The following is a 20,239-nucleotide window of genomic DNA, read 5'->3' as shown; positions in this document are numbered from 1 at the left end:
CGCTCATGGTAAACGAACCGTGATGATGCCCGAGCTCAAGCGAATCCGCGCGCGGCCAGCTTCTCCTCGTAGGCGTCGATCTTGGGTGCGCGCATCAGCGTCAGGCCGATCTCGTCGAGGCCGTTGAGCAGGCTCTCCTTGCGGCCGGCATCGATGTCGAAATGCAGGGTGCCGCCATCCGGCCCCTTGATGGTTTGGCTCTCGAGGTCGATCGTCACGGTCGCGTTGGCGCCGCGCTCGGCATCGTCGAACAGCTTCTCGAGGTCGTCCGCAGAGACGACGATGGCGAGGATGCCGTTCTTCGCGCAATTGTTGAAGAAGATGTCGGCAAAGCTCGTGGAGATGACGCAACGGATGCCGAAATCGGCCAGCGCCCAGGGGGCATGCTCGCGCGAGGAGCCGCAGCCGAAATTGTCTCCGGCCACCAGCACTTTGGCGCTGCGATAAGCCGGCCGGTTGAGGATGAAGTCCGGGTTCTCGGAGCCGTCGTCGTTGTAGCGCATCTCGGCGAACAGGCCCTTGCCGAGCCCGGTGCGCTTGATCGTCTTGAGATACTGCTTCGGGATGATCCGGTCGGTATCGACGTTGGTGATGCGCATCGGCGCGGCAACGCCGGTCAGGGTGGTGAACTTGTCCATGGTACTTCGCCGTTCGTCCGTTCGCGGTTCGCTCGCGCGCCTATCACAGGAGGACGGGCGCGATCGCCGGGTGATCCGTGTCGCCCGCTACATATCAGCGGCGTCGGCATGCCGAAAGCAGGAGCCGCCATCTCGTAGGCGTCACGCAACTTGCGTATGCTCGCGCCGGACGAGAGATCGGGGCGACGCGATGAACGACACGACCAACCAGTTCAAGAAAGCGCCCAAGCGCAAAAAGGAAAAGGCCCGGAGCGTTTCCGTGTCACCGGAGATGCGCCAGGCCTATGATGACTTGATCAAGCAGCGCGAGGAGCGCGAGGCCTACGCCCAGCACCTGCCCGCGGAGGGCAAGCGCTGAGACGCACCGTCGTTTTCAGCGCTTCGGACCGGCTTCGATCACGTCTTCCAGCGTGCGGAGGCCGGCGCGGGGGGCGTTGACGAGGCAGGCCATGTTGCCGGGCGGGTGCTGGTTCTTCCACATCTTGGTGTGGGCCGCCGGGATCTTGTCCCAGGGGAAGACCTCGCTCATGCAGGGGTCGACGCGCTGGTCCAGCACGAACTGGTTGGCGGCCGAGGCCTGCTTCAGATGGGCGAAGTGCGAGCCCTGAATGCGTTTCTGGCGCATCCAGACGTAGCGGGCGTCGAAGGTGATGTTGAAGCCGGTGGTGCCGGCGCAGAACACGATCATGCCGCCGCGCTTGGACACCAGGGTCGAGACCGGGAAGGTCGCCTCACCGGGATGCTCGAACACGATATCGACGTCGTTGCCCTTGCCGGTGATGTCCCAGATCGCCTTGCCGAACTTCCGGGCTTCCTTGAGCCAGGTGTTGTATTCGGGGCTGTTGACCTTGGGCAGCTGGCCCCAGCAATCGAAATCCTTGCGGTTGATGACGCCCTTGGCGCCGAGGCTCATGACGTAGTCGCGCTTCGACTCGTCCGAGATCACCGCGATGGCATTGGCGCCGGACGCCGCGCAGAGCTGCACGCCGAACACGCCGAGACCGCCGGAGGCGCCCCAGATCAGCACGTTCTGGCCGGGACGCACGGTGTGCGGCGCGTGGCCGAACAGCATGCGGTAGGCGGTGGCGAGGGTCAGGGTGTAGCAGGCGCCTTCTTCCCAGGTCAGGTGCTTGGGGCGCGGCATCAGCTGGCGCGACTGCACCCGGCAGAACTGCGCGAACGAGCCGTCCGGGGTCTCGTAGCCCCAGATCCGCTGCGAGGGCGAGAACATCGGATCGCCGCCGTTGCACTCCTCGTCGTCGCCGTCATCCTGGTTACAATGGACGATGACCTCGTCGCCGATCTTCCAGCGCTTCACCTTGGCGCCGACAGCCCAGACGATGCCCGAAGCATCGGAGCCGGCGATGTGGAGGTCGGCCTTATGCACGTCGAAGGGGGAGATCGGCTCGCCGAGCCCGGCCCAGACGCCGTTGTAGTTCACGCCGGCGGCCATGACGTAGACGAGCACTTCGTCGTCACCGATCGACCAGGTCGGAACCACCTCGAGCTGGAAAGACTCTTCCGGCGGCCCATGGCGCTCGCGCCGGATCGCCCAGGCATACATCTTCGCCGGCACGTGACCGAGGGGCGGAATCTCGCCCATCTCGTACAGGTCCTTGGCTTCCGTCGTGTTCAAGGCCGCGCTCGCCGACATCCTGGCTCTCCCATTATTCTTCTGAGCGACCCTATATCGACGAACCCGAACCGCTCCAAGGCCCCCAAAAAGGCCATGAGGCCGGCTTCCGCCACAAGTGACGGGACATGATCCGCCCAGATTTCGTGAATACATTATTTAATTGGCTGCGCGGCGCATCCGGACGAGCATATTCTGCATCGGCATCAATACTTTACAAGCAACTCGCTCCGTCCATGCCAACGAGCCTCGTTCAATTCGCTTGATCCTGTCGTCTAGAATTTTTCGAAACATTCTCAACCGGACGCTTCGATGTCGGACCTTCGGCCAGATGACGTGTGCCCGTCGCTTGGTTAGGGTGCTGCGCAATATGCGCGGGTGAGCGCGCCCTTGGAATCGAGTGGAGTCAGTGGAATGAGCGCGAGTGCGACCGTCGCCGAGGTCAAGCGCGACAAGCCCTGGATCATCCGGACCTATGCCGGCCATTCCAATGCCAAGGAATCGAACGAACTCTATCGGGGCAATCTCGCCAAGGGCCAGACCGGCCTCTCCGTGGCCTTCGACCTGCCGACCCAGACCGGCTACGACCCGGACCACGAACTGGCGCGCGGCGAAGTCGGCAAGGTCGGCGTGTCGATCGCCCATCTCGGCGACATGCGGGCGCTGTTCGACCAGATTCCGCTCTCGCAGATGAACACCTCGATGACGATCAACGCCACGGCGCCGTGGCTGTTGTCGCTCTATCTCGCCGTCGCCGAGGAGCAGGGCGTTCCGTTCGCCGGCCTTCAGGGCACGACGCAGAACGACATCATCAAGGAATACCTGTCGCGCGGCACCTACGTGTTCCCGCCCGCCCCATCGCTTCGCCTGACCAAGGACGTGATCCTGTTCACGACCAAGGAAGTGCCGAAGTGGAACCCGATGAACGTCTGCTCCTACCATCTGCAGGAAGCGGGCGCGACGCCGGTCCAGGAACTGTCCTACGCGCTCGCCATCGCCATCGCGGTGCTCGACACGGTGCGCGACGACCCGAATTTCGACGAGGCGAGCTTCGCCGACGTGTTCAGCCGCATCTCGTTCTTCGTGAATGCCGGCATGCGGTTCGTCACCGAGATCTGCAAGATGCGGGCGTTCTCGGAACTCTGGGACGAGATCGCCCAGGAGCGCTACGGCATCACCGACCCGAAGAAGCGGATCTTCCGCTACGGCGTCCAGGTCAATTCCCTCGGCCTGACCGAGCAGCAGCCCGAGAACAACGTCCACCGCATCCTCATCGAGATGCTGGCCGTCACCCTGTCGAAGCGCGCCCGCGCCCGCGCCGTGCAGTTGCCGGCCTGGAACGAGGCGCTCGGCCTGCCGCGCCCCTGGGACCAGCAATGGTCGATGCGGATGCAGCAGATCCTGGCCTTCGAGACCGACCTACTGGAATACGACGACATCTTCGACGGCTCCAAGGTCATCGACGCCAAGGTCGAGGCGCTGAAGGAAGAGACCCGTGCGGCGCTGAAGGATATCGGCGGCATCGGCGGCGCGGTGGCGGCGGTGGAAACCGGGGCCCTCAAGCGCGCGCTGGTGGAATCTAACGCCAAGCGCATCTCCGCCATCGAGGCCGGCGATCAGGTCGTCGTCGGCGTCAACAAGTTCCAGGCCGGCGAGCCCTCGCCCCTCACGGCGGGCGACGGCGCCATCTTCACGGTCTCCGAGACGGTGGAGATGGAGGCCGAGCAGCGCATCCGCGACTGGCGCTCGAAGCGCGACGGCAAGGCCGTGGAGAAGGCCCTCGACGACCTAGAGGCCGCCGCGCGCTCGGGCGCCAACATCATGCCGGTCTCGATCGCGGCGGCGAAGGCCGGCGTCACCACCGGTGAATGGGGCACCCGCCTGCGCGAGGTCTTCGGCGAGTACCGGGCGCCGACCGGTGTCAGCCTGGAGACGATCTCGTCGGGCGCCGCCGAGGACGCCAAGCTCCTCATCGCCGATCTCGGCGAGCGCCTGGGCGAGACGCCGAAGCTCGTCGTCGGCAAGCCGGGCCTCGACGGACATTCGAACGGCGCCGAGCAGATCGCGCTCCGCGCCCGCGACGTCGGGTTCGACGTGACCTATGACGGCATCCGCCAGACCCCGGCCGAGATCGTGGCCAAGGCGAAGGCGACGGGCGCCCACGTGGTCGGCCTGTCGATCCTGTCCGGCAGCCACGTGCCCCTGGTGCGCGACGTCAAGGCGAAGATGCGGGAAGCCGGCCTCGACCACGTCCCCCTCGTCGTCGGCGGCATCATCTCGCCGGACGATGAACTCGTGCTCAAGAACATGGGCGTGACGGCGGTCTACACCCCGAAGGACTACATCCTCGACACGATCATGGTCGGCATTGCCAAGGTCGTGGGCCGCGCCCTCGACAAGCGCGCCGCGGAGAAGGCGGATGCCGCGGCCGGCGTCGCGGGTTCCGCCGTGCGCGAGGGCGGCGAGAAGGTGTTCTGACCGGGCGCGCCCTCCCTCGCCCACGGGGGAGGGTGCCTGTGGCACGCTCTCAGAGAGGCGGCTTCTCCGAGACGTGACCTCTCCTCGTCGGCGTCGAAAAGAGCTAGGGACGCCGCACGACCTCGCGACCTCAGCGGATTCCCACACGACAATGCCCTTCGCGCCGCTCGTCGCCGTCCCGCTGGCCGCCTGCCTCAGCGCGGTCCTGATCGTGCTCCTCAAACCGATCCTGCAGCGCTACGCGCTCGCCCGCCCGAATGCGCGGTCGAGCCACAGCGTGCCGACGCCCCAGGGCGCGGGCATCGCCATCGTCCTCGCCATCCTGGCGACCGGCGCGCTCGCGGCGGCGGTCGCGGCGAGGCCGATGCCGGATGCGATGGAGGCGCTCGTCCTCGCCCATGCGACGCTGATCCTCGCCGTCGTCGGTGCGGTGGACGACATCAGGCCGCTCCCGGCCTCCCTCCGCCTCGGCCTCCAGACCCTCGCCGTGGCCGGCCTCGTCCTGTCGGTGGATGGCCGGCTGCTGCCGGACATTCCTCTCGTCGCGGAGCGCGCCTTCGCGGTGCTGGCCGGTGTCTGGTTCGTGAACCTGACGAACTTCATGGACGGGCTCGACTGGATGACGGTCTCGGCCATGGTGCCGGTCTCGGCCGCCCTGGCGCTCCTCGGCCTCGCCGGCGGCCTGCCGCCGCTCCCGACCCTGGTGGCGGCGTCCCTCCTCGGTGCGCTGATCGGCTTCGCGCCGTTCAACCGGCCGGTGGCCCGGCTCTTCCTCGGCGATGTCGGCTCCCTGCCGATCGGCCTGCTGGTGGCCTGGCTGCTGTATCGCTTGAGCCTGCAGGGCGGGCTGGCGGCAGCGATCCTCCTGCCGCTCTACTCCCTCGCCGATGCCACGCTGACGCTGCTGCGCCGCGCCGCCGGGGGCGAGCCGGTCTGGAAGGCGCATCGCAGCCATTATTATCAGCGCGCCACCACCAACGGCTTCTCGGTGATGGAGGTCGTCGGCCGGATCTTCATCGTCAACATCGCCCTGGCGGTCCTTGCGGGGGCGACCTTGCTTTGGCCGTCCACGCTCGTCACCGTCGCGGCCCTGGCGGCGGGGATAGTCCTCGTCGTCGCCACGCTGCGTCGGTTCTCGACCGTGCGGGCAGGAACCGTGCAAAGAGGAACTGCCCCTTGAGCGGAGAGCTGATCGCGCTCACCGGCGCCACGGGCTTCATCGGCCGCCACCTGCTGCGCTCGCTCTCGGCGCAGGGATACCGGGTCCGCGTGCTCCTGCGGCGCCCGGTCGAGGTGCCGGAGGGCGCCAGCGGCGCCGTCGTCGGCGATCTGAGCCGGCCTATGAACATGTCGGCAGCCCTCGCCGGCGTCGACGCCATCGTCCATTCCGCCGGCCTCGCCCATGCCATGTCGGGCACGCCGGAGGACGATTACCGGTCCTCGAACATCGAGGCGACGCGACGCCTCGCCGAGGCCGCCGCCAAGGCGCGGATCGGGCGCTTCGTGTTCCTGTCCTCGATCAGGGCCCAGACCGGAATCAGCGCACCCGGGATTGTCACGGAAGCGGATCAGGCCCACCCCACCGACCCCTATGGCCGCTCCAAGCTCGCCGCCGAGAACGCCCTGGCCGAGATCGGGATCGACTGGGTCGCCCTGCGACCGGTCCTCGTCTACGGCGCGGGCGTGAAGGGCAACATGGCCACCCTGTTGCGACTGGCGCAAACGCCCTATCCCCTGCCGCTCGCCGGCCTCAGCGGGCGCCGCTCGCTGATTTCGGTGGAGAACCTGTCCGCCGCCATCGTCACGGTGCTGCGTCACCGGGGAACGCTCGGCCGCGCCCTCGCCGCCGCCGAACCGGAGGCGCTGAGACTGCCCGACATGATCGCGGCTTTGCGGTCCGGCCTCGGACGGCGGCCCGGCCTCGTTCCCTGTCCGGAAAGCCTGTTCGGCCTCGCCTGCCGATTGACCGGCCGCAGCGAGGCTTTTGCGCGCCTCTCCAGCGATCTCGTGGTACGGTCGGACGGGCTGGCGGCTCTGGGCTGGCAACCGAGGCTGACCTCGTCGGAGGGGCTCGCGGCCCTGGCTCGCGGCGACGCCGCCACTTGAGCGATCGCCGGGTTTAAGCGATCGCCGGGACAGGCTTCGGCTCGGCGGATCGTGCCGCGCGGTGGCGGTAATCCGGGATCGCGACCTCGAACACCGCGTCGGCCGCGGCCCTGTCATGGCTCTCCACCGCCCGTTTCAGGGCCTCGATCCAGCCTTCGAGCACCGTGCGGTCGGCAAAGACCGGTTTGGCCGCCATGACACCGTCGATCCCGTCGAGGGCGACACGCGGCTCCTCACGGGCGAACAGGATCTCGTTCAGGCGCTCGCCCGGCCGCGAGCCGGTGAAGACCACGTCGATATCCTCGCCGGGCTCGAAACCGGCGAGCCGGATCATGCGCTCGGCGAGGTCGAGGATACGCACCGGCTGGCCCATCTTGAGCACATAGACCGCCGCGCGCTGATCGGTGCCGGAGGCGGGGAGGGCGACGTTGCGGCCCTCCCGGTCGCCATGGGAGGCGGCGGTCAGGACGAGGTCGGCCGCCTCGCGCACGGTCATGAAGTAGCGCACCATCTCCGAATCGGTGACCGTCAGCGGGCCGCCGCGGGCGATCTGCGCCTTGAACACTGGCACCACCGAGCCGACCGAGCCCAGCACGTTGCCGAAGCGCACGGCAATCAGCCGGGTCGGCTTGTCCTGCGGGTCGGCCGCCTGCTCGGCATCGAGGGCCTGGGCCACCATCTCGGCGAAGCGCTTGGTGACGCCGAGCTGCGATACCGGCTCGATCGCCTTGTCGGTGGAGATCATCACCATGGCGCGGGCGCGGGCGGCGATGGTCGCGTCGGCCACGTTGATCGAGCCGAGCACGTTGGTCTTGATGCCCTCGGACCAGTCCCGCTCGAGATAGGGCACCTGTTTCAGGGCGGCGGCATGGAAGACGTAGTCCGGCCGGAAGGCGGCGAAGACCGCGTGCAGGCGCTCGCGGTCGCGGATGTCGCACAGGGCGCCGGTGACGTCGGCGGCGGCGATGGCGGGCTGGCTCAGGATGCCGTGCAGGGCCGGCTCGGAATTCTCGACCACGAGCACCGAAGCTGCGCCGAAGGCCACGGCGCGGGCGACGATCTCTGAGCCGATCGAGCCGCCGCCGCCGGTGACGATGACGCGGGTGCCGGCGAGGAAGCGCTCGAGGCGCGGCCGGTCGATCGAGACGGTGGGCCGCAGCAGCAGGTCCTCGATCTCCAGCGGCGCCAGTTCGGCGTCGCGCATCCCCTCGCCGAGACTGGTCACCCGCGAGAGCGGAAGCCCGAGGCGGCGGGCGCGGGCGATCAGGTCGTCGGGCTCGGCATCCGGCGTCAGGGCGTTGGGCACCGCCACGAGGCGGCGCACCGGGGTCCCTTCCGCGGCGAGGGTGGCGACGACGCGCTCGAGATCGGAGAATCCGCCGAGCACGGGGACGCCGCGCATGATCTGGCCGGTCTCGTCGGCGCGGGGCGACAGGATGCCCTTGGCCGAGAGCCGCCGAACGGAGCCGGATTCGATGGCGCGGACGAGAAGCTCGATATCGGTGCCGCGCCCTAAGAGCAGCGTCGGGGTCGTGGCCGCGCGGGCGTGGCTCTGCCGCGAGCGGGTGTATTTCAGGTAGCGGAAGGCGAGCCGGGTGCCGCCCAACAGGAAGATCTGAAGCACCCAGTACAGGGCGATGGCGATCTTCCCGAAGAAATAGAAGCCGTACATGTTCGCCGAAACGAGCACGTAATCGACCACCAGAAGGCTGAGGGCGAGGACGCTCGCCGCGCGCACGATCCCGGCGAGGTCGGGAAGCGAGGCGAAGCGCCACTTGGTCCGGTAGAGCTTGAACCGGCCGTAGACGAAGGCGGCGTAGACGATGAACGGCGGCAGCAGGATCGGGAGCGCGTGCAGACGCTCGGCGAGCAGCTCACCGTTGAAGCGGAAGATGAAGGTGAGGGTCACGGCCAGGACGGTCGCCACGCAATCGTGGACCACCATCACCGCCGTCTTGTACGTGCGCTGCTGCATGGGCTCCGGGCCGGGCGCGGTATCGGCGACGGAATGCCCTTCTGTCAACGCATCCTGCAATGCCCGAGCGTGGAGATCAGTTCAGGGACCGCACCGCGCGCATGACCGCATCGTCGGTCTCGTCGAGATCCGGCGCGTCGATGCGCCTGTATCGCGCCTGGATCAGGCCGAAGACACCGAAGGCGAGATGGCCCGCCGCGACGATGCCGAGGAGGAGGGATCCGTAGGGCTGGGCCCGCAACGCGGAGAAGGCCCCGGCGAGGCCCTTCACCTCGGAGGAGGCCTGATACCAGGCCGCGACCACGACGAAGCCGCCGATGATGAGGAAGGCGATCCCGCGCGCGGCATAGCCGAATTGGCCGAGGGGCTTGACCCACCGGCAATGCGCCTCGTCGAGGGAGAGCCTTTCGGTGACCTTGCCCTTGGCGGCCTTGACCAGGAAGGCGATCCCGCCGCCAACGATCCCGAGGCCGACCAGTCCGACGAGCCAGGGGCCGAACGGCTTGTCCAGAAGCCACGCCGTCCAGTCCTGCAATCCCCCGTCACCGCCGCTGGCGCGCCGGCCGAGGCCGAGGGCGAGGCTCGCCGCCGTGATGCCGAGGCCGGCCGCGACGATGCCGCTGCCGAAACTGGCCGCGCGAATGACCAGACCCTTCGCGGACGTGCCGTTACGATCCGCATCGGTGATCGATTCGACGAGGCGCCAAGTCGCGAAGCCGAACAGGCCGAGGGCGATGAGGCCGACCAGGATCGCCCCGAACGGGCCGAGGAAGACCCACCGGATCGCGCTCTCACTGTCGCCGGTGCTGCCGCCCCGCCCGAGCGCCGCGAGCAGGGCGAGGCCGCCGACGATGCAATAGACGATGCCGCGGGCACCGAAGCCCATGCGGGCGAGACGCTCGATGGTGTTCCGGCCGAGACGCTTCACGAGGAGACCTTCACCACCAGCCGGCCGAGCGTGCCGTGGCATCCCAACGCCAGATGACGGGAATCCGCTCCTGCGCCGTAGCGCTATTCTTTGCCGGCGCGAGGTGCTGGCGCCCTATTCCGCGCTGCGCGTCGCCTTGCCGGCGAGGGCGACGTAGAAACCGAGGCCGTCACCGGCCGGAAGGGTCTGGAGCCGGTCGACGATGCCCTTGCGCTTGGCGTCGAGCAGCAGGCGGCCGATGGGCTGGAACAGGGTCTCGCCACCGCCTTCCGGCGGCGGATCGAAGCGGATCGCCACGGTCTTGCCTTTGCCGAAGCGGCTGCGTTCGAGCATGTCGTTCAGGGATGCCTCGGCCGTCGGGCGGTTGGTGCCGCGCAGGTCGAGCACGGATTCCGCATCGGTGACCCCGAGGGAGCCACGGAGCTTGTCGGCATAGAAGTCTTCGAAATGGGGCAAGGGCAGGACCTGAATCGACGGGTTCCGGGGTAGCGAAGGCTCAGATGGGGACGTTCATATAGGGATCGCGAACGGAGACGCTTCCGCCGAGTTCGGGCAGATCGAGAAGATCGTCACGATAAAGCGCGTCGACCGCCCAATCGCCGGCATCGAGCCGGCGCCAGGCCTCGATCCTGACCTCGTCCTGCGACACGAGCAGGAACGTGCGAAGACTCGGTACGGACCGGTAGAAATCGGTCTTGCGCCCGCGGTCGAGGCTCATGGTGCTCTTCGACAGCACCTCCGCCACCAAGATCGGATCGGAGGCGTAACCATCCGGCAGGAGAGGGCCGCAGCGCACCACCACATCGGGGATCGGCGCAAAATCATCCATCGCCGCGCTGAGGATGGCGAGGCCGGGCAGCGCCCGGCAGCCTTTGTGATCGGCGAGGTCGCCGAGCCGTCTGATCAGGTTCGCGACGATGGTCTGATGGCGCTCGCGCGGCGGCGACATCAGCACCGCAAGACCGTCGAGCAGTTCCCAGCGCTCATCGTCGGGCCGGTTCTCGACCCAGAGGCGGTATTCGGCGACGTTCATGCGGGAATCGCGGCGCGCGGCGACGGCCATGGCGGATGCTCTCGGTCGGAGACGGGATGCTACCATCCCGCCCGCCACCTGCAACATCCATGCGCTGCATGGACCGGCCTATCGTGCCGATATCCGGGAGGACAGCGTCGGGCGACGCGCGGCCTCACATTCCGGATGCGGCGCGGGCCGCCCGCGATGGCGCGGACGGCCCAGACGTCTCAGCTCTGGACGAGGACGTTGCGGAACTGCCAAGGATCGGTCTCGTCGATGTTCTCGGCGAACAGGCCGGGGCGGCCAGCGAGCGGGGTCCAGTCGGTGTAGACGCCGACGACCGGGCCGAGATACGGCATCTGCACTTCGAGGCAGCGGCGGAAGTCCATCTCGTCGGCCTCGACGATGCCGGCCTCCGGGTTCTCCAGCGCCCAGACCATGCCCGCGAGGACCGCCGAGGTCACCTGAAGGCCGGTGGCGTTCTGGTAGGGCGCGATACGGCGGGTCTCCTCGATGGAGAGCTGCGAGCCGAACCAGTAGGCGTTCTTCTCGTGGCCGTAGAGCAGCACGCCGAGTTCGTCGATCCCGTCGACGATCTCGTTCTCGTCGAGGATGTGGTGCTTCTCCTGCACCGCTGCCGCCTTGCCGAACATCTCGTGCAGCGAGAGCACGGCGTCGTTGCAGGGGTGGTAGGCGTAGTGGCAGGTCGGGCGGTAGGCGGCGCGCTCGCCCTCCAGCACCGTGTAGTAATCGGAGATCGAGACGGCCTCGTTATGGGTCACGAGGAAGCCGAACTGGCTTTGCGCGGTGGGCGTCCAGGATCGCACGCGCGTGTCGGCACCGGGCTGGAGCAGGTAGATCGCGCAGCGCGAGCCCTTCTCCTGGTCGCGGGCATTATCCGGGCGCCAGGTCTCGTGGGTGCCCCAGCCGAGCTCGGCCGGCTGGTTGCCCTCGGAGACGAAGCCTTCCACCGACCAGGTGTTGACGAACACGCCCATGGGCTTGGGGCCCTTGGCGCGCTGGGTATCGCGCTCGGCGATATGGATGCCCTTGACGCCGACTTCGCGCATGAGGGCGGCCCACTCGGCGCGGGTCTTGGGCTCGGCCGTGGTCAGGCCGAGATCGGCGGCGACGTTGAGGAGACCCTGTTTCACGAACCAGGAGACCATGCCGGGATTGGCGCCGCAGCACGACACGGCGGTGGTGCCGCCGGGGCTGGCGCTGCGCGCGTCGAGGATGTCCTGGCGAAGCGCGTAGTTGGTGCGGTCGCCCTGGCCCTTGGACTTGTCGAAATAGAAGCCGGGCCAGGGCTCGGCTACGGTGTCGATGTAGAAGGCGCCGAGTTCACGGCACAGTTCCATGATGGCGCGGGAATAGGTGTCGACCGAGACGTTGACGCAGAAGCCCTGGCCGCCGCCCTCGGTGAGGAGGGGGGTGAGGACCTCGCGGTAGTTCTCCTTGGTCAGCGCCACCTGCTCGAAGCGCAGGCCGTGCTGGTCGGCCAGCGACTTGTGCGCGTCCGAGGGCTCGACCACGGTGAAGCGGGCCTTGTCGTACTCGAAATGGCGCTCGATGAGCGGCAGGGTGCCGCGGCCGATCGAGCCGAAGCCGATCATCACGATGGGACCGCTGATGCGGCCATGGACGGGCCAGGTGGTGGCGGCTTCGGTCATGCGGGCAATCCTTCTTCTCGGCCCCACTCGAACTCAACGAGCGAGGCACGTCCTTAGTCGGCGGAAATGACGGTCAGGCGACGGGCTAGTGGCCGCTTGAACGCGCGCGGTCAACCGTATCGGCTCCGACCATGCATCGTATCGCGGTGGGGGCGACCCCACCGACGGTTAAAGAACGGTTTCGTCGACGCATGAATCAGACGCAGGTCGCCATCCCGTTCAGCGCCATTGCGGTCGATGATCGACGCGCCGATATTGCACTGCAACAAATACGAGAACATCAACTATAGGGATGGAAAACACACGAACGCCGAAAGACGGAGTTCCCATGTTATCCTTCTTCGTATCCAGCACACCTGCTCAGGCCGACGAGCCGATCGATCGCGACCCCGGCGTCATCACCCTTGCGGCCGCCCTGATCCGCGCCGTTCGCCGCCAGCACGACGCCGCCTTCCGCCGCCGTTGCGATCAGGCCAACATACACACCGCGATCTAGCGATCACGCCGCATGTCGTCGCGCATCCAGCCCCACCGGACAGGCAGCCTCCTCGAGGAGGCCTGATGCGGTGAGGGTTCCGACGGCACCGTCGAGGCTTCCCCTGCGCAGGTTCAATCCAAGGAACCTCGCCCGCTCGAACGGGCCGGGCAGGGAAATACCGTCCATCAGTTCGCGGGAAAACCCGAACCGGGCATAATACGGCGCATCGCCCACCAGGATGATGGCGCCGTGGCCGAGGGCGCGAGCCCGCCCGATGGAAGCCCACATCAGCGTGCTGCCGAGACCGTGCCCCTGAAGCAGTGGATCGACGGCGAGGGGCCCGAGCAGCAGGGCCGGCCGGCCTGGACCGGCCTCCACGTGCCAGAGGCGGACGGTGCCGACGACGCGACCGCTCAGCTCGGCCGTCAGCGACAGGCCGGGCACGGGCAGACGGCCCTCGCGCAGGCGCTCGGACGTCTTGAGGTATCGCGCGGGGCCGAAACAGGTATCGAGCAACAGCTCCCGAGCCGAAATATCGGTCGGCCGTTCGTCACGAATCTCGATCAAGGCCGCGCCCTCTCCCAGGTCCTGGCGGGTAACTCAATTGCCGTCTCCGCAGGCGGCTCCACGCCTGCGGATCGGGACGGCACGGTGCTCGTTCCTCGATCGGATCGAGGTCAGATGACGTATTGCTGGAGGGGCGGGAAGCCGTTGAACGCCACCGCCGCATAGGTGGTGGTGTAGGCCCCGGCCCCCTCGATCAGCACCTTGTCGCCGATGGAGAGCGAGATCGGCAGCGGGTAGGGCGCCTTCTCGTAGAGCACGTCAGCGGAATCGCAGGTCGGCCCGGCGAGCACGCACGGCGCCATGCGATCCTCGTCGTGATCGGTGCGGATCGCGTAGCGGATCGACTCGTCCATGGTCTCGGCGAGGCCGCCGAACTTGCCGATATCGAGATAGACCCAGCGGATCTCGTCCTCGGCATCGGACTTCTTCGAGACCAGGATCACCTCGGCCTCGATCACGCCGGCATTGCCGACCATGCCGCGACCCGGCTCGATGATGGTCTCGGGCAGCTGGTTGCCGAAATGCTTGGTGAGCGCGCGGAAGATCGCGTCGCCGTAGGATTCCACGCCGGGCACCGCCTTGAGGTACTTGGTGGGGAAGCCGCCGCCGAGATTGACCATCGACAGGGCGATGCCGCGATCGGCGCATTCGCGGAAGATCGTGGAAGCGGAGGCGAGCGCCCCGTCCCAGGCTTCCGTGTTGCCCTGTTGCGAGCCGACATGGAACGACACGCCGTAGGCATGCAGGCCCTGGCGGCAGGCATGTTCGAGGACGTCGACGGCCATCTCCGGCACGCAGCCGAACTTGCGCGACAGCGGCCATTCGGCGCCCGCGCCGTCGCAGAGGATGCGGCAGAACACCTGGACCTCGCCGGCCTCGATCCCGACCGCATCGGCGGCGCGGGCGATCTTCTCGACCTCGGCCTCGCAATCGACGGCGAACAGGCGCACGCCGAGCTTGAGCGCGCGGCCGATGCAGCGCTCCTTCTTGATGGTGTTGCCGAAGGAGACGCGGTCGGCGGTGGCGCCGGCGGCGAGCGCCATCTCGACCTCGACCACGGAGGCCGTGTCGAAGCAGGAGCCCATCTCGGCGAGCAGGCGCAGCACCTCCGGCGCCGGGTTCGCCTTCACGGCGTAGAACACGCGGGTATCGGGCAGGGCGCGGGCGAAGGCGGTGTAGTTGTCGCGCACGACATCGAGGTCGAGCACCATCACCGGGCCTTCGTCCTGGCCCATGTCGCGGCGTGCGCGCAGGAAATCGCGGATACGATCGGTCATGGTCGTTCCAACCCACAGGTTCGCGAGCGCCCGTCCATGGGGCGCGCTGTCGAATGTCAGGACGGCGACGAGCCGTCCGGCGTCTGGGGGCGATGCGACGCGACACGCGACGTGCTGTGGAGACACGTCGTCGACCGCGGGCGCATCAGCACCCGGAAGCTGCCGTGGATTGGAAGGGGGATCCCCACCGCACGCCGGGCAAAGAGAAACAAGCCTCTTCGGTGCCGGCCTTTGGAGGGCCGACGAGACCAAAAAAGCCCGTTCGTCGTTGCTTTAAGCTGCGTCCCCCGTGGAGAGCGGGGTTCGCCGGTTTCGCCTCCGGCTGCCGGTTGTTGTCGGGGTCCGGTGTTGCCACCTGGATGCCGGCCGGAGGGAATCCACCCTATCGACCATCGATCCTTTAAGACCCCTGGCGGCTGTCCGGCAGTTGGCCGGATGCCCACCAACCGGCACGCGGCCACAGGCACGTGCGAAATTGGGCAAGGCGCGTATACGGTCTGACGGCTTTCGCCACAAGAAAAATCGGGGTCGTCCCCCTGCCGCAACCGGCCGTTTCCCGCGATTGTGACCTCGAAGGCTCACTTCCGCGCGGGAGCCCTTTCCAAGGGGCTTCGAACCGGCCATCAAGCGGGCGGTTTCACCATGTCGGGCTTCGATGTCCAGGCGCGTCGTCGCTCCGGTTCGATGACGCGCCGGAAGGCGTGGCTTGGCTCATTGCTCGCCGTCCGTCCGAAGAGTGCAGGATCATGTCCGACCCCACCCGCCGCGCCGTCGTCTCCGGGATCGCCGCGCTGTCCGTGGCGGGCACGCCATCCGCTGCGCAGGACGGCCGCGCGCCCAAGCCCTTCGACTTCGAGGATGTGGAGCGGCGCGCCGAGGCGCTCGCCAAGGTCGCCTACGATGCCCGCGTGCCGAGCCTGCCGGCACCCATCGCCAAGCTCGATTACGACGCCTGGCGCGACATCCGCTTCAAGCCCGACAAGGCTTTCCGCGGCGGCGAGGGCAGCCCGTTCCGGCTGCAGCTCTTCCATCTCGGCTTCCTCTATACGCGGCCGGTCACGGTGAACCTCGTGCGGCGCGGGATCGCGACGCCGATCGCCTATCAGTCTAGCCTGTTCGACATGGGCCGGACCAAGCTCGACAAGCCGCTGCCGGTCGATCTCGGCTTCGCCGGCCTGCGCTTCCACAGCACCCTCAACAAGCCGAACCTGCTCGACGAACTCATCGTCTTCCTCGGCGCGAGCTATTACCGCTTCCTCGGGCGCGACCAGCTCTACGGCCTTTCCGCGCGCGGCCTCGCCCTCAATGTCGAGGGAGAGGGCGGCCCCGAGGAATTCCCGGTCTTCCGCGAGTTCTGGGTGACGATGCCCGAGACCGGCGCCGAGGCCCTGGTGATCCACGCGCTCCTCGACAGCCCGTCCGTGACCGGCGCTTTCGCCTTCACCGTGAAGCCCGGCGACGAGACCAGCGTTTCGGTCCGCACCACGCTGATCCCGAGGGTGGCGCTGCCGTCGGTGGGGCTCGCCCCGCTCACTTCGATGTTCTTCATCGGCGAGAACGACCGCCATCACTCCGACGATTACCGGCCGGAACTGCACGATTCCGACGGTCTCCAGATCGCCGCCGGATCGGGCGAGTGGCTCTGGCGCCCCCTAGACAATCCGAAAGAGCGGCGCATCTCGTCTTTCGTCGATCGCGATCCCAAGGGATTCGGACTGATGCAGCGCGACCGCGCTTTCGAGACCTACCAGGACCTCGAAGCCTCCTATGACCGGCGGCCGAGCTACTTCGTCGAGCCCGAGGGCGGCTGGGGGGAGGGGGCGGTGACGCTGATGGAACTGCCCACCGACACCGAGGTCAACGACAACGTCGTCGCCTATTGGCGCCCGAAACAGCCCTACCCGGCGGGCGAGCCCGTTCGCCTGGCCTACAGCGTGCGGGCGATGGGCGCGGGCGGCCATCTCCATCCCGGCGGGCGCGTGGCGAACACCTTCTCGGCGGCGACTGTCGCCAGCGGCACCGCGAAGGCGGACGAGGCGAAAGGCGCCCTGAGCCGCCGCTTCCTCATCGATTTCAACGGTGGAGACCTGTCCTACTACCTGCCCGATGCGAGCAAGGTGGAGGTGGTGGCGAGCACCTCGCAGGGGCGCATCACCGCGACGTCGCTCACCCCGAACCCGCATACGGGCGGGCTGCGCGCGGCGATCGACGTGACGCTCGACACGGCCGGCCACTCCACCGACCTGCGCGTCTTCCTGCGCAGCGCAGGGCGCGCGCTTTCCGAAACCTGGGTCTATCCCTGGACCGCAGCGTGAGCCCGCAGCCACAGAAGGCGCCATCCGTCGCCCTCGTCACCATCCGCCCGGCGACCCTGGGCGATCTCGACGCCCTCGTGGCCCTCGAACACGCCGCCTTCGTCGGAGACAGAGCGGAGCGGCGGGCGATCCGCCACGCCATCGGCTCGCCGTCGATGTCGCTGCTGGTGGCGCTGGACGGCGAGGACACCTCCATGCTCGTGGCCGCGGCGACGCTGGAGCGCCGCAAGGGCAGCCGCCGAACCAGGCTCTCCTCCATCGCGGTCTCGCCGGGACGAGCGGGGCAGGGTCTCGGCAGCCTCATGCTGGACGCCGCCGAATCCGATGCGAAAGCCCATGGCTGCACGCGGTTGCGGCTGGAAGTGAGGGCCGATAACGGCGCCGGCATCCGGCTCTACGAGCGCCACGGATACGAGCGCTTCGCCATCCTCACCGACTATTACGAGGACGGCATGGAAGCCTGGCGCTACGAGAAGGCACTGTAGACGGCCGTCTCGCGCGCGGCCCGGCGAAGACCATCCCCGCCGGACCGGGTGTCCCCTCCAGGAACGGGAGGAGGGGACGAAGTCGGCTCAATCGCAGGATTCGCGCGTCACGGTCTTGCGGTCGCCTTCGTCGTTTTCGCGGGTGACGGACTTGGTCCGGCAGCCATCGCCCGATTCCCGGGTCTCGACCGTGCGGGACTCGGATGCAGGACGATCGACGATGACGCGGTCGGGCGCGTCGCGCTCGATGATCGTGGTCTGGGCCTGGACAGCAGAGGCGCCGAACAGAGTCAGTAGAGCAGCGGTGGCAAGGATGTGATGACGCATGGGGATCTCCTTCGAAACCATGCGCCCTAACGGACTTGCGAGCTCGACCGTTCCCGATTTGCCGAATTCTCCCGCCGAGAGTGTTTCGAGACTTACACCGCGTCTCACCGACCCCGAGCCATGGTCGGGGTCAGTGAGGTCCGGCGGACGAACGCCGCCGCGCAGTCGCGCGGCACGACCTCGCTGAGGTCCGGTCTTATCCCTCGATCTTCGAGAAGTCGGCGACTTCACGGGTCGCCGCGCGCAGGGCATTGAGCAGGGCGAGGCGGTTCTCGCGCAGGGCCGGGTCTTCGGCATTGACGGTGACCGTCTCGAAGAAGGCATCCACCGGCGCGCGAAGGGTCGAGAGCGCCCGCATGGCCCCGGCGAAATCCTCCGCCGCCACGGCCGCCGAGGCGGCCTCCCGCGCCGCGACCAGCGCCTCGGACAAGGCCTGCTCCTCCGGCTCGCCGGAGGCCGCGATGGCGACGCGGTCCGGCTCGGCCTCGTAACGGCGCCCGTCCTTCTTCTCCTCGATCCGCAGGATGTTGGCCGCGCGCTTGTAGCCGGCGAGCAGGTTTTTGCCGTCGTCGGTCTCCAGGAACTTGCCCAAGGCCTCGACGCGGCGGACCACCATCAGGAGATCGCGGACATTGGCCATCCCAGCTACTAGGGCAGGGCTCGTCATTCCCATATCAAAGACAGCATCAACGAGATCGTGGCGCCGACCGTTATCGCGAAGCTGAACCTTGGTGCGCTCCTGAATGAAACGCAGTAGACTGAAGGCGAGGTCTGATGCGTCGCAGTCAAAATATCGCTCAGCATGCGAACGGAAAATAAACTCCAGCTGCAAGCGCAGTTCGTTCTCGAGAATGATTCGGACGAGGCCCAAGGCAGCCCGCCTTAGCGCATAGGGATCCTTGCTCCCGGTCGGCTTCTCGTCGATCGCCCAGAATCCAACCAGTATATCGATCTTGTCGGCCAGCGCGACGGCGATGGAAATCGCATCGGTCGGCACGCGATCAGACGGTCCGACCGGCTTGTAATGCTCTTCGATGGCCGCGGCGACGCTCGCATGCTCGCCCTGAAGCGTCGCGTACTTGCGTCCCATCGAGCCCTGTAGTTCGGGAAACTCTCCGACCATTTCGGTGACGAGATCGGTCTTGGCGAGGCGCGCCGCCCGCTCGGCGAGGTCCGGATCGGCACCGACCAGCGGCGCGATCTCTCGCGCCAGCGAGGCGATGCGCTGGACCCGCTCGCCCTGCGTGCCGAGCTTCTCGTGGAACACGATGGAATCGAGCTTCGGGAGGCGGTCTTCGAGCCTGATCCCCTTGTCGGTCTCCCAGAAGAACTTCGCGTCCGAGAGGCGGGCGCGGACCACGCGCTCGTTTCCGCCGGTGATCGCGATGCCGCCGTCGCTGGCGATCAGGTTCGAGACCAGGATGAAGGCCGGGGCGAGGGTGTCCGTGCCGGATTCGCGCAGCACGAAGCATTTCTGGTTGGCGCGGATGGTGGCGCGGATCGCCTCCGCCGGGATGTCGAGGAAGCCCGGATCGAAGGTGCCGAGCAGCACGACCGGCCATTCCACAAGGCCCGCGACCTCGTCGAGCAGGCCCTCGTCTTCCACGAGTTCGAGGCCGCGCGCGAAGGCGAGGTCGCGAGCGTCATGCAGGATGATGTCCTTGCGCCGGTCGGGGTCGAGGACGACCCTGGCGCGCTCCAGGGCCTGGACGTAATCGTCGAACCGGCGCACCTCGATCGCCTCGGGAGCCAGGAAACGGTGGCCGTAGGTGGTGGTGCCGGCGACGATCCCGTCCACCGAGAAGGGCACGGTGTCGGGCGTCTCGGTCTCGGGTCCGAAAGTCGCCACGATGGATTGCAGCGGGCGCACCCAGCGCAAGGAGCCCGGCTGGGCCGAGGCCGCGCCCCAGCGCATGGATTTCGGCCAGGGGAAGCTCTTGATGATCGCGGGCAGGATCTCGGCCAGCACATCGAGCGTGTCGCGGCCGGCCCGCTCGATCACGGCCACGTAGAACTCGCCCTTCTTCGGGTCGGTGACGATGGTCGCCTGATCGAGGCTCGCGAGGCCGGCGCTCTTCAGGAAGCCCTGGATCGCCCCGTCCGGCGCGCCGACGCGCGGCCCTTTCCGCTCCTCGCGCACGTCCTTGCCGCGCGGCGGCAGGCCGGCCACGTGCAGGGCGAGCCGGCGCGGCGTGGAGAAGGCCTTGGCCCCCTCGTAGAGGAAGCCCCGCTCCACCAGCGCATCGGTGACGAGCGTCTTGAGATCCTCCGCCGCACGCCGCTGCATGCGGGCGGGAATCTCTTCGGAGCGCAGTTCGAGGAGGAGATCAGGCATGGGGAGACG

The 20,239-nt window shown here is 67.7% G+C and carries 18 protein-coding genes; 7 read left to right on the top strand and 11 right to left on the bottom strand.

Going from position 1 to position 20,239, the window contains the following annotated elements:
• Window positions 1-35 precede the first annotated feature (35 nt).
• Entirely contained in the window at window positions 36-638 is a 603-nt protein-coding gene (gene leuD / locus A3OK_RS0111030) for a 3-isopropylmalate dehydratase small subunit (protein ID WP_019904925.1), read from the bottom strand.
• Window positions 639-828: 190 nt separating this feature from the next.
• Between leuD and A3OK_RS24310 the strand changes: the two genes are divergently transcribed.
• Window positions 829-996, top strand: a complete 168-nt coding sequence (locus A3OK_RS24310; RefSeq protein WP_019904924.1) for a hypothetical protein — start codon at window positions 829-831, stop codon at window positions 994-996.
• A gap of 15 nt (window positions 997-1,011) precedes the next feature.
• Here A3OK_RS24310 and ccrA read toward each other — a convergent pair whose 3' ends face one another.
• On the bottom strand, window positions 1,012-2,292 hold the full coding sequence (gene ccrA, locus A3OK_RS0111020) for a crotonyl-CoA carboxylase/reductase (protein ID WP_019904923.1): 1,281 nt from the start codon (window positions 2,290-2,292) through the stop codon (window positions 1,012-1,014).
• Window positions 2,293-2,685: 393 nt separating this feature from the next.
• Here ccrA and A3OK_RS0111015 point away from each other — a divergent pair, with 393 nt between their 5' ends.
• The 3 genes from A3OK_RS0111015 (at window position 2,686) to A3OK_RS0111005 (ending at window position 6,855) form a co-directional block, all read left to right on the top strand.
• Window positions 2,686-4,749 carry a protein meaA gene (locus tag A3OK_RS0111015; RefSeq protein ID WP_019904922.1) on the top strand — a complete coding sequence of 688 codons (2,064 nt, stop codon included), beginning with the start codon at window positions 2,686-2,688 and terminating at the stop codon, window positions 4,747-4,749.
• A 151-nt stretch (window positions 4,750-4,900) separates the two neighbouring features.
• Complete coding sequence (locus A3OK_RS0111010) at window positions 4,901-5,929, top strand: glycosyltransferase family 4 protein (protein ID WP_019904921.1); 1,029 nt, start codon at window positions 4,901-4,903, stop codon at window positions 5,927-5,929.
• Window positions 5,926-6,855, top strand: coding sequence for an NAD-dependent epimerase/dehydratase family protein (locus tag A3OK_RS0111005; RefSeq protein WP_019904920.1), 930 nt, complete (start codon window positions 5,926-5,928; stop codon window positions 6,853-6,855). Before A3OK_RS0111010 ends, A3OK_RS0111005 begins: the two co-directional genes overlap by 4 nt.
• A 13-nt stretch (window positions 6,856-6,868) precedes the next feature.
• On the opposite strand, the gene A3OK_RS0111000 is transcribed toward A3OK_RS0111005, so the two are convergent.
• From A3OK_RS0111000 to A3OK_RS0110980, 5 genes are all read right to left on the bottom strand, one after another.
• Window positions 6,869-8,830, bottom strand: coding sequence for an SDR family NAD(P)-dependent oxidoreductase (locus A3OK_RS0111000; RefSeq protein WP_019904919.1), 1,962 nt, complete (start codon window positions 8,828-8,830; stop codon window positions 6,869-6,871).
• A gap of 76 nt (window positions 8,831-8,906) precedes the next feature.
• Complete coding sequence (locus tag A3OK_RS0110995; RefSeq protein WP_019904918.1) at window positions 8,907-9,758, bottom strand: DUF1206 domain-containing protein; 852 nt, start codon at window positions 9,756-9,758, stop codon at window positions 8,907-8,909.
• Between the two features lie 114 nt (window positions 9,759-9,872).
• The gene (locus tag A3OK_RS0110990; protein ID WP_019904917.1) at window positions 9,873-10,214 is read right to left on the bottom strand and encodes a hypothetical protein; all 342 of its coding nucleotides are present in this window, start codon (window positions 10,212-10,214) and stop codon (window positions 9,873-9,875) included.
• Window positions 10,215-10,254: 40 nt separating this feature from the next.
• Window positions 10,255-10,821 (bottom strand): Uma2 family endonuclease, encoded by a 567-nt coding sequence (locus A3OK_RS0110985; RefSeq protein WP_019904916.1) that lies wholly within the window; start codon window positions 10,819-10,821, stop codon window positions 10,255-10,257.
• A gap of 179 nt (window positions 10,822-11,000) precedes the next feature.
• Window positions 11,001-12,446, bottom strand: a complete 1,446-nt coding sequence (locus tag A3OK_RS0110980; protein WP_019904915.1) for a saccharopine dehydrogenase NADP-binding domain-containing protein — start codon at window positions 12,444-12,446, stop codon at window positions 11,001-11,003.
• Window positions 12,447-12,774: 328 nt separating this feature from the next.
• Here A3OK_RS0110980 and A3OK_RS24305 point away from each other — a divergent pair, with 328 nt between their 5' ends.
• A complete protein-coding gene (locus A3OK_RS24305) occupies window positions 12,775-12,942 on the top strand; it encodes a hypothetical protein (RefSeq protein ID WP_019904914.1) in 168 nt (55 codons plus the stop codon).
• A 3-nt stretch (window positions 12,943-12,945) separates the two neighbouring features.
• Here the strand turns inward: A3OK_RS24305 and A3OK_RS0110970 are convergent, their stop codons facing one another.
• The gene (locus A3OK_RS0110970; protein ID WP_019904913.1) at window positions 12,946-13,491 is read right to left on the bottom strand and encodes an N-acetyltransferase; all 546 of its coding nucleotides are present in this window, start codon (window positions 13,489-13,491) and stop codon (window positions 12,946-12,948) included.
• A gap of 110 nt (window positions 13,492-13,601) precedes the next feature.
• Window positions 13,602-14,768, bottom strand: coding sequence for a type III PLP-dependent enzyme (locus A3OK_RS0110965; RefSeq protein ID WP_019904912.1), 1,167 nt, complete (start codon window positions 14,766-14,768; stop codon window positions 13,602-13,604).
• A gap of 746 nt (window positions 14,769-15,514) precedes the next feature.
• Between A3OK_RS0110965 and A3OK_RS0110960 the strand changes: the two genes are divergently transcribed.
• The gene (locus A3OK_RS0110960) at window positions 15,515-17,083 is read left to right on the top strand and encodes a glucan biosynthesis protein G (RefSeq protein ID WP_019904911.1); all 1,569 of its coding nucleotides are present in this window, start codon (window positions 15,515-15,517) and stop codon (window positions 17,081-17,083) included.
• Window positions 17,080-17,568 carry an N-acetyltransferase gene (locus tag A3OK_RS0110955; protein ID WP_019904910.1) on the top strand — a complete coding sequence of 163 codons (489 nt, stop codon included), beginning with the start codon at window positions 17,080-17,082 and terminating at the stop codon, window positions 17,566-17,568. The genes A3OK_RS0110960 and A3OK_RS0110955 overlap by 4 nt, the downstream gene beginning before the upstream one ends.
• 87 nt (window positions 17,569-17,655) lie before the next feature.
• Here A3OK_RS0110955 and A3OK_RS0110950 read toward each other — a convergent pair whose 3' ends face one another.
• Both A3OK_RS0110950 and glyS read right to left on the bottom strand, forming a co-directional pair.
• On the bottom strand, window positions 17,656-17,895 hold the full coding sequence (locus A3OK_RS0110950) for a hypothetical protein (RefSeq protein ID WP_026597141.1): 240 nt from the start codon (window positions 17,893-17,895) through the stop codon (window positions 17,656-17,658).
• Between the two features lie 196 nt (window positions 17,896-18,091).
• Entirely contained in the window at window positions 18,092-20,230 is a 2,139-nt protein-coding gene (glyS, locus tag A3OK_RS0110945) for a glycine--tRNA ligase subunit beta (RefSeq protein ID WP_019904908.1), read from the bottom strand.
• Window positions 20,231-20,239: the final 9 nt, after the last annotated feature.

Origin of the sequence: Methylobacterium sp. 77 (genome assembly GCF_000372825.1) — a bacterium.
In the GTDB taxonomy this organism is placed as follows: domain Bacteria; phylum Pseudomonadota; class Alphaproteobacteria; order Rhizobiales; family Beijerinckiaceae; genus Methylobacterium.
This window is presented reverse-complemented; position numbering and strand designations above follow the sequence as displayed.

What these genes read in the sequence shown, in the direction of transcription:
- leuD (WP_019904925.1), bottom strand. Translation starts at nt 638, where the DNA reads ATGGACAAGTTCACCACCCTGACCGGCGTTGCCGCGCCGATGCGCATC.
- A3OK_RS24310 (WP_019904924.1), top strand. Translation starts at nt 829, where the DNA reads ATGAACGACACGACCAACCAGTTCAAGAAAGCGCCCAAGCGCAAAAAG.
- ccrA (WP_019904923.1), bottom strand. Translation starts at nt 2,292, where the DNA reads ATGTCGGCGAGCGCGGCCTTGAACACGACGGAAGCCAAGGACCTGTAC.
- A3OK_RS0111015 (WP_019904922.1), top strand. Translation starts at nt 2,686, where the DNA reads ATGAGCGCGAGTGCGACCGTCGCCGAGGTCAAGCGCGACAAGCCCTGG.
- A3OK_RS0111010 (WP_019904921.1), top strand. Translation starts at nt 4,901, where the DNA reads ATGCCCTTCGCGCCGCTCGTCGCCGTCCCGCTGGCCGCCTGCCTCAGC.
- A3OK_RS0111000 (WP_019904919.1), bottom strand. Translation starts at nt 8,830, where the DNA reads ATGCAGCAGCGCACGTACAAGACGGCGGTGATGGTGGTCCACGATTGC.
- A3OK_RS0110985 (WP_019904916.1), bottom strand. Translation starts at nt 10,821, where the DNA reads ATGGCCGTCGCCGCGCGCCGCGATTCCCGCATGAACGTCGCCGAATAC.
- A3OK_RS0110980 (WP_019904915.1), bottom strand. Translation starts at nt 12,446, where the DNA reads ATGACCGAAGCCGCCACCACCTGGCCCGTCCATGGCCGCATCAGCGGT.
- A3OK_RS24305 (WP_019904914.1), top strand. Translation starts at nt 12,775, where the DNA reads ATGTTATCCTTCTTCGTATCCAGCACACCTGCTCAGGCCGACGAGCCG.
- A3OK_RS0110965 (WP_019904912.1), bottom strand. Translation starts at nt 14,768, where the DNA reads ATGACCGATCGTATCCGCGATTTCCTGCGCGCACGCCGCGACATGGGC.
- A3OK_RS0110960 (WP_019904911.1), top strand. Translation starts at nt 15,515, where the DNA reads ATGTCCGACCCCACCCGCCGCGCCGTCGTCTCCGGGATCGCCGCGCTG.
- A3OK_RS0110950 (WP_026597141.1), bottom strand. Translation starts at nt 17,895, where the DNA reads ATGCGTCATCACATCCTTGCCACCGCTGCTCTACTGACTCTGTTCGGC.
- glyS (WP_019904908.1), bottom strand. Translation starts at nt 20,230, where the DNA reads ATGCCTGATCTCCTCCTCGAACTGCGCTCCGAAGAGATTCCCGCCCGC.